The sequence below is a fragment of the Legionella nigrisilvae genome, assembly GCF_977063395.2.
On the sequence record NZ_CDRUGZ020000011.1, the window covers coordinates 501,380 to 514,840 of the forward strand.

Consider the following 13,461-nt stretch of genomic DNA (forward strand, 5'->3'; position numbering starts at 1 on the left):
CTATAGAGCTCATAATTCTTCTAAAGAAAAATCCTCAACCCTTAAAATTTTTGATTGCTCATAAAAGGAACTTAGAGCATCACGAAATTTTTGTGCGCGTGCGGGTAACCCATGCTGACAATAATAAACTACTTGCTCATAAACCGCTTTTTTAAAAGCAACCGTGTCCGACTCCGCCTCTGCACCACCATTTAAATTATCAATACTGACATGAAATTTATGCCCGGCAGCTTTTGAGAGAATCCACTCCAATGCTTGGGGCTTTACTTCAACATGTTGAAATAAAGCTTGTTGTTCTGCACTACGCCCATCAGGCATATACCAATACCCAAAATCCACTTGCTTTCTACGTTCTTCTCCCGCAATAAGCCAATGAGAACATTCATGGAGTGCGCTGCTAAAAAAACCATGAGCAAAATATAACGCATTATAAGAATGCGCCTCATTTGCTGGTAGATAAATGGGCTCATCATCCCCTTTAATGAGCCTGGTATTAAATTCTTTGCCAAAGCAACGATCAAAAAGAGTTATTAAATCCTGATATTGATGCACAAATAGCTTTTCACTCATTAATTTACACATAATGCCTAATTTATACTAATATATTAAAAGAGTCATTATTTTTAATGAGTTTACGGAACTTGGAGTTTCGCGATAAACATGCAAAAAAAAGCACTGTCATACCGATTAGGAAGATTTATAAATAAGCTTCGTTGGCCCATTATAGTTTTATGGTTGCTTGCAATTTTACTCTGTATCCCCTTTTTGCCGCACATTATTACACCGTTTAAGACCACTGGATTTGTGGATGAAAGCTCTCAAAGTGCCCGTGCCGAAGAGTATATGAATAAACAATTGGGATATAATGATAAAAATAAATTTCTTATCATGTACCACAGCAAAAAGCTTTTAGCGACAAAAGATAAATTCAAAGAAAAAATTAAAAAATCCTTGGCTGATTTAAAGGATTTTCCCATTAAACACAAAATTATTTATCCTGATGATACGCATCAAATTTCCAAAGATAAACATACAGCATATGTTGCCGTGATCATCAAAAGCAATAAGCCTCTTACTAATGATTTATTAAATCAATTTAAAGACTCCATAAAAAAACCAAGTCAGATGACTATGTGGATTGGAGGTGAACCGCTGTTCGTAGAAAATGTGAACAAACAAACACAAACCGACCTATATAAAGCAGATATTGTCGCCACGCCTATAGCGATTATCACCTTAATTCTGGTATTTGGGTCGGTAGTTGCTGCCACACTTCCAATTATTCTTGGCGGCGGGTGCGCGATCATTATTCTTACAACGCTTTATTTCTTTGGGCATCTTTTTACCCTTTCCATTTTCACCATCAACATCGCTTTATTGCTCGGCTTGTGTCTTTGTCTTGATTATTCATTATTTTTTATAAATCGCTTTAGAGATGAGCTAAAGAACGGATTAACGGTTCAAGAGGCGATAGCAACTACCCAAGAAACAGCTGGAAAAGCAATTTTTTTTAGTGGGTTGGCCGTTTTTGTAAGCCTCAGTGCTTTATTTTTGTTTCCTGTTAACATTCTTTTTTCCGTTGCGGTAGGTGGTTTGGCTGCCGTTTTCTTTGCAGTATTAATCTCTACAATTTTTTTACCTGCCATTCTTGCCGTCCTGAAATCAAAGATTAATTTTCTATCAGTACACGTATATAAGAATAAAAATCACTCCAGTTCTTGGCGTTGGCTCGCAGAACGAGTTGTTCGGCATCCCTATCTTTTTTTCTTCCCTATTCTTATTTTCTTGTTAGTGCTTGGATATCCCTTTTTAGAGGCAAAATTTGGTGTCTCTGACTATCGTATTTTCCCTGAGAAATCAGAAAACCGAGCTTTTTATGATACCTATGCAAAGAAATTTCAGCTTGAACAATTAAGCCCTATAATCTTAGTGATCGAATCGCCCTCTTCATCTATTTTGTCTCGCAATAACCTATCCAAAATATATAATTTGGTACATAAATTGAAAGATAATCCACGTGTCAAAGAGGTCAATGGTATTATCAGTAGCACTTCCGACCTTAAAAAGAATCAATATTACACGCTTTATCATTTGAATAAAAAATTGCTTGATCCCCAGGTAAAACAATTATTGGATACGACAACGACCAAACATATGGCAGTCATTAATGTAATTAGCAAATATCCAGTTAACTCGGAAGAAACGAAACAACTGGTAAGTGAATTACAAAATATAAAAATAGGCAGCGGATTAAAGGTCCAACTTACCGGAGTAACAGTGAGTAATATTGATGTGTTACACAGTATTTATCGTTATCTGCCCTATGCGGTTCTATGGATTATTGTATTTTCATATTTGATCTTGCTTCTATTATTAAGATCTCTCCTCCTGCCTCTGAAAGCAATAATAATGACTTTGTTAAGTTTATGTGCTTCATATGGTGCGTTGGTTTTCGTATTCCAACAGGGATATCTATCCAGTATTCTTAACTTCCAACCACAAGAAATGCTCGATATCAGTTTATTAGTAATAATATTTTGTGCCCTGTTTGGTTTTTCGATGGACTATGAAGTATTTTTGCTCTCTCGAATCAAAGAGGCGCATCAATTAACTCGTGATAATAACAAAAGCATTATATTTGGCATTGAAAAAAGCAGTCGTATTATTACCAGTGCTGCACTTATTGTTATTGTGATTACCTGCTCCTTTTTGATTGCTGATGTTTTGATGGTCAAAGCATTTGGTCTTGGCATTGCTGTTGCTATTTTCGTCGATGCCTTTTTAATACGAAGTTTTTTAGTCCCCGCAACCATGGCCATTTTTAAAAATTGGCTCTGGTATCTACCTAAATGGCTGGATCGAATTCTACCCAAACTATAATCCTAACTCGAATTTGAATATCCCAAAAGGTTTACTATACTGAATTTAAAGGGTTTTTAATTATTTTTTATAACCGATGAGGTAATTCCAATAATTTGAGGGGGATGACACTTCATAATAAATAAAAAATACTTTAAGACTTTAAATTCAGCATAAAATTTTGTTTACCGCTATTCTTTAACTGCCGAATTTAGGATAAGAAAATGGCGAATAAAAAAATAATACAAGCCTTATTTGAAGAACATGCGCATCATTTCCCAAATCATATTGCTGCTGTAAAGGGAAATGAACAACTGACTTATAGCGAGCTAAATCGAAGAGCAAATCAACTCGCTCACTACTTAAAAAGCTTAGGCTTAAAACCAGATTCTCCTATTGCACTTTGTTTGGAGCGTTCATTTGATTTTCTAATTACACTTGTAGCCATTTTAAAGGCAGGTGGTGCTTACTTACCGATAGATGCATCGCAACCTGAGGATCGTTTATTTTTTTTACTTCAGGATAGCAAAGCCTCAATTTTAATTACTCAATCTATGTTCAAAGATAAATTTAAACCGTATCAAGGAACTCTTGTGTTATTGGACATTGATGATAAGGTTATCAACCAACAAGCATGGAATAATCCATCTCCAACAAATACTCCAGAGCATTTAGCATATATCATCTATACATCGGGCTCTACTGGAACTCCCAAAGGCGTGCTTATTGAACACCGTTCGGTGGTCAATTATTGTCATTGGTTTGCCCACTATACACAGTGCAAACCGCAACAGCGTATCGATTTTTCTGCAAACCCTATTTTTGATATGTCAGTCACTACGACCGTTGTGCCATTAATGTTGGGATTAACTGTGGTTCTTTGCGAGGAAAAAACAAAGAAGGAAATTCACTCGTATTTGCATTATCTAGCGAAAGCACGCATCAACATTATTAAACTAACTCCAAGTTATTTTAAAGTGCTGTTGCACGAAATAAAAAATAATTTCATTACATTGCCGCACCTGCATTCCATTATTCTCGGAGGAGAAAATTTATCTGCTGCTGAATGTCAATCTTGGCTTAAATCCTATCCTAAACATGTTCTATTTAATGAATACGGACCCACTGAAGCAACGGTGGCGGTTTCAACATATAAAGTTACTAATTTGAACTGCTCCTATCTGGATACGAATGTCCCTATTGGCATTGCAGGCACTAATATGAGTTGCATTATTCTCGATGCCAACAATGAACCGGTTCCCGATGGAGAGGTCGGTGAGCTTTTTATTGGGGGGACATGTTTGGCGCGCGGTTACTTAAATCAACTTCAACTTACACAAGAACGATTTATTACCTTAAGTAAAACTCGTTTATATAAAACAGGGGATTTATGTAAAAAACGGCCTGACGGAACCATTGAATATTTAGGTAGAATTGACGAGCAAGTAAAAATACGTGGGTATCGTATTGAGCCAAGCGAAATTGAAAAACACATGATTGGCCATCCCGGTATTGAAGAAGTTGCAGTACTGCCCCAAAAAGATGCTTTTGGAGAACAACGCTTGGTAGCCTATTACGTTTTAAAAGACCCCGAAGCTTCATTAAATACGAATCAAATACGCCAGCATTTACACCAAAAGGTACCGGAATATATGGTTCCTACAGTTTTTGTAAATGTGGATAAGTTTCCCTTGACTAGGAATGGAAAGCTGGATAAAGCCGCATTACCTGTACCTTTGTTAACTGCGAGTTATAATTATACTGAGCCTGTTACTGCACTTGAAAAAAAACTTGCGCGAATTTGGTCAGATGAATTGGGCGTTCAACTCATTGGTATTCATGATAATTTTTTTGATTTAGGGGGACATTCTTTATCTGCGGCACGTATCATTTCAAAAATAAATGATGAATTAAATAGAACTATCAGTCTATCTGACTTTTATAAGGCCACCAACATTGCAGCTTTAGCTCCTATTGTTAGAAACACAAAAAGAAATAAGAAAAAAACAAAAAATAAAACAGTTAGCTATCATAAAATAAGTCATCTACCTCTGAGTGATTTCCAGTTTTTACTTTGGATGTCACATATTTTTGAACCCAGAGCACAAAAGTTAAATATTGTCGCTAGAAAGAGATTCAGTGGTCACTTAAACGAAAAGGCTTTAGATTTTGCTTTTCAAGCGATTTTAAAAAAGCATGAAACACTTACTTATCAAATCTTCAAATTAAAACCGGCCCAAAAAACACAAAAAAAATGGTCATTTAAACTCGCAACTACTGATCTTACAATGCTTCCGTCCCACAAAAGTGAAAAAGAATTGCAAGATTCAATGACACAACTCATTGATTTTTATCCCTGGCCGAAAAAAACAGCTTTAATTATCGGCAAATTATTTTACTTAACTGAGAACGAATCTGAGCTTCAAATTTGCATACCGCATTTAATTTCTGATGAGCATTGTACTGATATTTTATTCGCTGAGTTATCTCATTTTTATGAACGATACACGCACTTAATGCTTGATGAAATTGCACTAGACTCACACTTTAAAGAACATATTTTTAATGAACGATCTGCAATGAAAATTCACCTGGATGAAGACATTCCATTTTGGGAGAAGTATCTAAAAGATACCCATTTATTTACTTTTCCCGAGGAGTATATAGTTCGTAATATGCAAGCTGAACAAATTCCTTATTCCACGTACTCAGTCATACCAGAAGCCTCTTTAAATCATTTCAAGCTTTTTTGCGAACTAAATCATATAAGTATCAATAACGCGTTATGCGCTGTAATTGCATTGGCGTTACGAAATTGTTCCGGTAACTGTAAAAGTGAGACACCTTACACCCTCATGAATATCATTCAATCAACACGTGATAATCCAATGTATGATAATACAATTGGTTGTTTCCTGAGAGTTGAGCCGGCTAAAATTATCCTTGATGAGGCGGCAACTTTGACTGGTCTATCTCAAGAACTACGTAATTCGATTATTGATACAAGTAACTATCAGCACTGTTCAAATTTAATAAAACTGAGTTCCATAGGTTCCTTTAAACCCAACATACTTGAAAATATATTTACCCATCTAATCACTCCACTTTATCTAAAACTACTCAACATACCTTCCATTTATCGTAAAATCTTAAAACGATGTGGCAGTCGAATGATTTCATTTAAACGAAATACCAAATTTGTTATTAACCTCAACATCCGTACTAACTTTACTGACCTGACTAATAAAAATTTAAAATTATTTGGTTTGAATACCAAACAAATTAAAAATAATAAGGATGATTTACTAGCGATAGATTATATTTTCGAAGCCAGTTTTATTCGAGATGACAATGAAAACGTTCATCAATTAGTTATTTCCGCAAATTTAAGACCCGAATTTCGCGAAAAAATTGCTCTAGAAGCAATTCAGATTATGAATTCAGTAGGTTTTGAAAAAAATCTACACGAAGCCTCCCTCAAATATGAAGAAGAAGAGCAGTTGCTTTCATAAACAATAAATCAAAAATACTTTTACCGCTTTCAATATTCGCAAATTAAAATGCGATATTAATATCGATGTCTTTTGCAGGCAGATTAATTTTCTGATAGAGTAACTTGCATAGAATTTCGAGTTAAATAGAGGATATTAAAAATGATACGAGGATTTTTTGCAGGTTTAATGTGCTTACTCAGTTTCTCTGCTTTTTCATATGGTAGTTCTTGTGGTAATGCAGTTCCTACGAATGATGTAAATTTTTGCTCCTCATTTAAGAAAGTTGCAACTTGCTACTGTACTTCTTCCGGTTTGCCTTCTGGTATGTGTCAAGATATGAATATGCTTTATGCACGTATGGTGAGTGTCTATGGATCCCTGGATAAAGCATGCGCAGCTCAACCTTATACTACAAAACAAGATTGTCTTGATAATTGGAATTGCTATCGTCTGGGAGGAGTTGATTCTCGAGGCAGAATATGTAGTTCTACCAAAAAACCCTGTCAGTAATTTATATAAATTAAAATCATAACATGATTAAGGTTGGGCTACGGCCCAACACAATGCTAACGATCTAAGGAATCCTGGTAGAGTAATTATTGTGCGTGATAAAAAATCGAAATTATTTTTATTCTCATTCTTATTTCTTTCTACGCCGTATTGTCTGGCTGAGACAGAAAATCTACCACATCACCCTTTTTATATCGGTGCCATTGGAGGATTTGGTTCAACTACCTGGACGGGTTTGGTTCCCACTAAGGAAAATCAAAATGTTGCCCTAATGTTATCCACACCTACAGATGTTGAGGAAGGTGGAAGTGTTTGGGGAGTAATGGCTGGATACGAATTTACTCGATATTTTGCAATTGAAGTAAATTACGTGCACTTTCCTGAAGCAAATGTCTTTTTCGATCCCATAAGTTTATTCAGTTTCGAGCATGATGGTTTAGATACGTTAGCATCTCAAACTGAGACTTTAACTTTGATGGGAAAACTTATGGTCCCTATTCCGCACTCGCAAATGAAAATTTTTTCTGGCGCAGGAGTGGCTGGTGTCCATCGTAAAGATATTGTGGTAGATGATTGGCGACCGGGACCTGCTTTTAGTGTGGGTGTTAATTATAATTTTACTGAACGAATTATGGGTGAAATTGCCGGAAGTTTTACTGCAGGTTATGGAGAGTCGCAGCTTAATCCTGCCGACGCATATTATCCATTTCTTTATTCAATCGCCGGACATCTAATTTTTCGTTTTTAAGTGATGTTTATTGCCATCAGTGTTAGAGAAGGGTTCGCAAATAACAACGTCATTCTAGCGGCACAGCACTCATGCTAACATAGTTAATGCTTACCTAAACGATAGGTTTCATAGTGTTTTTCCAATATAGATTTTAGTTTCTCTTTATTATCCAAACCTAATTGGCGAACCAAACTTAAAGTAGATAATATATGGAATGCCTTAGCTTTGGTGGCTTTAAAAGGGACCTGTAAATGAGCATTCTTAGTATCGTCACTTTCGGTCAATAAAGTTTTTTTTGTAATTCCTTGCATATGTTTATTTTCCTGTTCTTTTCTTGGTAAGAAGTTTTTATCCTTTATTAAGCATCGTGTTATCTGATAATAAGTATTGAGTTGTTGGTATGTAAGTTTAATTTCAACAGTATTATTTGCATGATACATATCCATTGATTGATTTCGCATCAGCGAGGGATGATGTATTTTGGCTAATCCCAGGATGTTCTTTTCTAACGAAGTCTTAGAGCTTTGAGGAAGCAATTTGTTCAACATATAATATCCAAATGGACGAACTGCATAGGTGTAAGGAACTAAAACGTAATAATAAAGAAAGGATCTCGCAATCGCATTAAATAAAAGATGGTGCGTTTTACGTTGATTATTGTCTTCTTCCGCAGAAACATATTGAAACTCGGTATCTGCAAATCCTGCATAATTTAAACAGTGATCGCAAAATGCATTAGGTCCTTGTTTGTCTTGTGGGGGTACAACTTGAAGAATCTCCCAATCCTTTTTCCAAATCCCAAAAGCTGAAACCGGATCATTACCTTGTTTTTGCACTACTACCCTAGGTTTATCTTTTAAGTCATCCCAATGATCATAGCTTCTTTTAAATAGAGGCTCATAAAGTCCAGGAGGATTTAAAGCATCCACCCGTGATAGCTTATAATTACCTTTATCGATAGCAAGCAATAGACTTAAAGCACCTCCCAAACTTACCCCACACACATGAATCGTGTTTTTCTGTTGGTTTAGCCACGTTCGTATTCTCTCTCGTCCACTACGATATAAAGAGAGACCAACCGTTTCAAATCCCATTGTGTCAGTCTTTACTTGGGTAAGAAAACCTTGTCCTGCAGGATAAGTAGTGCCCATAAAAATTAAATGGGATTCTGCTTTCTCATGGAAAAGGGGCTTAAGTCCATAAGCAAAAACACGGTCATTATCATAAGTAAAAAAACTCTTCCACCAGTGTGGTTCTGTTAATTCAATTGGGGTAACTTGATATTCAACCAAGTCCCAATGTCCGTCAATACATTGAGGTAGGGTAATGGATTCATAGGGGGTTAAATCACCATAAGGAAGCATAGACAAACAGTTACTTAAATAGAGTTGTACCTGTTCCGCCTCTTCCCGACTTAAATTTTTGCCTTGCAATTGTTTAAAGAGTTCCAAAAAACCTTGCTGCATGGCGAAACGAACTTCTCTTAACAAAGCAGTGTCGCGTTGAAAGAAAAATGAATATAGGACAGCTGGGGTTAAAAATTGAGTCCAGGATTCAGTCCATCCCATAGTAAAAAAACGCAATATATTACGCGCTAAAATAGGAGCGTAGTCAGCACGATCCACTCCATCAAGCGATTCAAATTCTTGTGGGTCAACAAACTTAAGTTCTAAGCCCCCTTTAAAAACTGTTCCTTCAGACAAATTTATCTCCTTATCCCTAATAATCATAAAATGATATACCTAGTAAAAAGAAGTCTAAATCGAGTACGAGTGCAACTATTTATGCTTGCCAATAGAATATTGAGTGTAGTATTTTTCTAAACTTGGCTTTAATTTTTTATTCTCAACTCCAAGTTGTTCCACTAAAGTTAAAGTATGTCGAATATGAGCTGCTTTGGCTCGGGTAACTCTAAAAGGCACTACCAAATCCTGCTTTTGGGGCTCCGAGCATTCTTTTAGTAAGAATTTTTTAGTAACTCCATCAACATGTTTGCTTTTCTTTTCCTCGCTCGGCAAAAAATGTTTCCCTTTTACAAGACGACGCATCACATCATAATAGGTATGGATTTGTTGATAAGTCAAATCGACTTCTACAGCATTACTTTTATTATAAATATCCATAGTGGGATTACGAGCAAGAGAAGGATCGTGTAATTGAGCTAGTCCTTCCTTTCCAGCAAGCTCAGGTTCTGCTGACGATGCTTTTGAAATGCCATTTTTAGGAAAACAAAAGGAAGATATAAAAACGCTAGCAAATAAACCTCCAACTATGCCCATAAATGCAAGTAGTGGTAAAACACCGGCAACTACAAGAGGGGCACACACTAAAATTCCTAATACAGGCACCGTAATTTTCCAGTTGTGCGCGAGAAAATAAAAAAGTGGCCGTACCAGATAAGTATAGGGAAGTAAGAATAGACCATAAATTAAACTTCTACCGAGATTATAGAGCCAAAAATTACGTGTTTTTCTTTTCGCATTATCCTCTTCTGCCTCAATGTAATCGAACTGTGTTTCGGCAAAGCCTGCATAATTTAAAAAATGGTCACAAAATCCATTAGGGCCTTTTTTGTCACTTGGTGGAGTGACTTGGATAATATACCAATCATCCTTCCAAACCCCAAAAGCTGAAACTGGATCATTTCCTTGTTTTTGTACGACAACTAGAGGTTTATCTTTTAATTTATCCCAATAATCATACTTTCGTTTGTTGGCATGAAGTCCTGCTGGGTTTAATGCATCAACCCTTGAAAGTTGATACTCTCCTCTATCAATAGCAAGCAATAAACTTAAAGATCCTCCCAAACTTACTCCACATACATGGATCTTATTTTTTTGGGATTTCAGCCATTCGTGAATTCTCTTCCGCCCCATAATATAAAGAGATTCGCCAACTGTTTCAGAACCATTGGAATCAGTATTCACTTGGGGTATAAAACCTTGTCCCGCTGGGTAAGTTGTTCCCATAAAAATTAAATGCGACTCCGCACCTTTATGGAAAAGGGGTTCAAGTCCATAAGCAAACACACGATCGGTATCTTGAATAAAAAACCGCGCCCATCCTGAGCGTTTTGTTAGTTCAATGGGTTTAACCTGGTACTCGACAAGCTCCCAATTTCCATTAATACATTGAGGGATTTTGATGGATTCATAAGGAGTTAAATCTCCATAAGGAAGTAATGTTAAACAATTACTTAAATAAAGATGAGCTTGTTCTTCTTGCTCTTTAGTTAATTGTTTATTTTTTAATTGCTCAAAAAGCTCCAAAAAGCCTTGCTGAAAAGCAAAACGTAATTCTCTTAATAATTCATGATCACGTTTTACAAAAATGGCATGAGCCACTGAAGGAGTTAGAAATTCAGTCCACTGCTTCGTCCAGCCCATCATTAAAAAACGTACGGCATTGCGAGCAATAATAGAAGCCTGATTTTCTTTAGCCACCCCTTCTATGGGTTCAAAATTACTTTGTGAGGAAAAATTTAAATCTATACCACCCTTAAAACTAGGTTTTATAGGCATATCTCACCTCTTAAATAACCACTGTGAGTAATGATCTTATCCCCTGAAGTAAAAAAGAACGATCGAATTAAACACGTATTAAACGAAAATACGAACGTTCTTAATTTAGCTAGAAATAAATACTTATTATAATTTTTCTTGTTGCAATGAGGTCACTACAGCTGGACGTTCTGCAACAACTTTCATGAACTGTTCTAAATGTTTATACGACGAAAGATCTATTTTAAAATGATAAGACCAGCGCAGCACTACAAATAAATAAGCATCTGGCAGTGTAAAATCCTTGCCCATTAAATAGGGTCCTTTCGCAAGATGCTCGTTAACAAATTTTAGTTTCGTATTAACAAGCGACATAAACATGTTTTTTGTCTCTTCATTAAGATTTGGATTAAAAAACATACCTAGTGTCTTATGTAATTCGGTAGCAACATAATTAAGCCATTCAAGGGTATGGTATCTTCTTAAATCACCCACTGAAGCTAATAGCTTTTGACCCGGTGTACTATCTGCCAAATATTGTAAAATGACCTGATTTTCTGTAAGTATATCTCCATTATCGAGATAAAGTGCGGGTACTGCACCTTTAGGATTAATTGCTAAATAATTTTCATCAGACTTCGTTTTTTTAGCTTTTAAATCAACCTCTTCATCCTGAAAAGTGCGACCCAATTCATTAAGGACAATACGTGCCGCTAATGAACATGCTGATTTAGCATAATAAAGTTTCATATCCACTCCTTTGATTCATTGTCAATTATCAAGGTTACAACTTCTCAGCTCAGATAATAGCTTGGGTAAAGCGGGGAAAAACCCAGCTTTAAAAATAAGTTCCCGTTCCGTCTCGCTTTACCTAGGCTACTCTGATGGGTTTCGATAAGAAACCCCCTAGAATTATCTATAATAATCTTTTTAGATTCACAATAGAACACCCAATATACTCGCTAACTACTTAGTTCAGGTGTTTTATTTTTTTGAAGCTCTTCTTCAAGTTGATTTATCAGTTTCATAGTGGACGATTGTCGTTTAATAAAAGGAAGATCATCCCAAAAGTATGTTTTTCTCAAAACTTGTAAATCACCTTTATTTTGATCTTTCCAAGTCTGGATATATCTCAATAATTGCTCTATAGATGAACTTTTACTGGGTCCCACTATGTCTAAATATAATTCTTTGAGTCTCAAGAATTTCTTCTGAGTACTAGAAGAGTCAGGCTCCAGGAGTAGCATATTTTCCATTCTTGAGTACAGCATTGTAATTACTTTCTTCTTTGTGTTATTTGATTCAACGATGGTTACTGGGGGTGGTGGAAGTACATAGTATGGGATTTTTTTACAAGGCTTGCCGTATTCCAACACCGTTTCACAAGGTAAATCCTTAAAAAAGATAGATGAAACCAAAGAAGATACTGGAGCATGCCGAACGGTCTCAAGAAGCTCTATTGCTGTATGCCTACATGTATTACCAATATGTAACTCACTAATACTCGCTTTTATTTTATTTAAACGATCGTTCGGTATGGGTTTTACATCGGGGGAGGATGCAATTTTCGTGCTAGTTAATTTTAATGTGACTTCATCCCCGCTTGTTGAGTCGGGCTTGTAATATTCAAATTCGTTATGGGCGCGCAAACTTTCTAATATGCTGACAAACTCGAGATATTGTTCATAGGATATATCGTACGCTTGATAACTGATTCGATCCCTTTGTATTTTTTTTCGAAAGATCCCTTCATCCGTTAATTGTCCCCTATTCTTAAAAAAAAGAGAATTGCAGAGGAAATCCATTTGCATAAAATAATCTGCTTTTATAGTCTGAACATGGCCTCCATTAGAGGTAATTATTTGAAGAACTTGCTCAGCACTTAGATGTAATCGGGCAGCTTTCTGAGGGTTAATTTGATTTATATTTTTATTGAATTCATCATAATCAGCAATATTCACTTCTTCAGCATACGGTACTTTTTTAGTTTTTTCTCCATCGGTGTCTTCTCCATTTTCAGTAATTTTTACTACTTTTTGGCGAACGTAATACAACTTTTGGATACCTTGATCCTGACAATATATATAGTCGTATTTATATGCTGTGAGATCTTTTGGTAGTTGAGGCATTAAATGAAGGTCACACTTCGCCCCACTGGGATAGCCAAACTTACCTACGCGGCAAAGTAAACGACGGACTTTATTTTGGTCATATACCCCCAGCATTAGAAAAGCATGCGGTCCTTGTTTGTTAATTGAAATAAAAAAATGATCCGTTTTTTTATTAACTTTTAGCAAATCAGGCGGTGGGCTATTTTTTGACATAATCATTATCTTTTGAACTTAGAGCGCAAATTGTATCACATGAA

The 13,461-nt window shown here is 36.0% G+C and carries 9 protein-coding genes; 4 read left to right on the top strand and 5 right to left on the bottom strand.

The window, feature by feature from the left end; genetic code table 11:
- Nucleotides 1-9: 9 nt before the first annotated feature.
- The gene (locus ACWTE2_RS02270; RefSeq protein WP_454784429.1) at nt 10-552 is read right to left on the bottom strand and encodes an elongation factor P hydroxylase; all 543 of its coding nucleotides are present in this window, start codon (nt 550-552) and stop codon (nt 10-12) included.
- A gap of 108 nt (nt 553-660) precedes the next feature.
- Between ACWTE2_RS02270 and ACWTE2_RS02275 the strand changes: the two genes are divergently transcribed.
- From ACWTE2_RS02275 to ACWTE2_RS02290, 4 genes are all read left to right on the top strand, one after another.
- Nucleotides 661-2,880, top strand: coding sequence for an MMPL family transporter (locus ACWTE2_RS02275; RefSeq protein ID WP_454783969.1), 2,220 nt, complete (start codon nt 661-663; stop codon nt 2,878-2,880).
- Between the two features lie 203 nt (nt 2,881-3,083).
- Nucleotides 3,084-6,371, top strand: coding sequence for an amino acid adenylation domain-containing protein (locus tag ACWTE2_RS02280; RefSeq protein WP_454783970.1), 3,288 nt, complete (start codon nt 3,084-3,086; stop codon nt 6,369-6,371).
- A gap of 141 nt (nt 6,372-6,512) precedes the next feature.
- The gene (locus tag ACWTE2_RS02285) at nt 6,513-6,863 is read left to right on the top strand and encodes a hypothetical protein (RefSeq protein WP_182390952.1); all 351 of its coding nucleotides are present in this window, start codon (nt 6,513-6,515) and stop codon (nt 6,861-6,863) included.
- A 91-nt stretch (nt 6,864-6,954) separates the two neighbouring features.
- Nucleotides 6,955-7,611, top strand: coding sequence for a hypothetical protein (locus tag ACWTE2_RS02290; protein ID WP_454783971.1), 657 nt, complete (start codon nt 6,955-6,957; stop codon nt 7,609-7,611).
- An 83-nt stretch (nt 7,612-7,694) separates the two neighbouring features.
- Here ACWTE2_RS02290 and ACWTE2_RS02295 read toward each other — a convergent pair whose 3' ends face one another.
- The 4 genes from ACWTE2_RS02295 to ACWTE2_RS02310 form a co-directional block, all read right to left on the bottom strand.
- Nucleotides 7,695-9,296 carry a hypothetical protein gene (locus tag ACWTE2_RS02295; RefSeq protein ID WP_454783972.1) on the bottom strand — a complete coding sequence of 534 codons (1,602 nt, stop codon included), beginning with the start codon at nt 9,294-9,296 and terminating at the stop codon, nt 7,695-7,697.
- A gap of 75 nt (nt 9,297-9,371) precedes the next feature.
- Nucleotides 9,372-11,114, bottom strand: coding sequence for a hypothetical protein (locus tag ACWTE2_RS02300; RefSeq protein ID WP_454783973.1), 1,743 nt, complete (start codon nt 11,112-11,114; stop codon nt 9,372-9,374).
- Between the two features lie 126 nt (nt 11,115-11,240).
- The gene (gene gstA, locus ACWTE2_RS02305) at nt 11,241-11,843 is read right to left on the bottom strand and encodes a glutathione transferase GstA (RefSeq protein WP_454783974.1); all 603 of its coding nucleotides are present in this window, start codon (nt 11,841-11,843) and stop codon (nt 11,241-11,243) included.
- 212 nt (nt 11,844-12,055) lie between these two features.
- Nucleotides 12,056-13,417, bottom strand: coding sequence for a hypothetical protein (locus tag ACWTE2_RS02310; RefSeq protein ID WP_454783975.1), 1,362 nt, complete (start codon nt 13,415-13,417; stop codon nt 12,056-12,058).
- Nucleotides 13,418-13,461 lie beyond the last annotated feature (44 nt).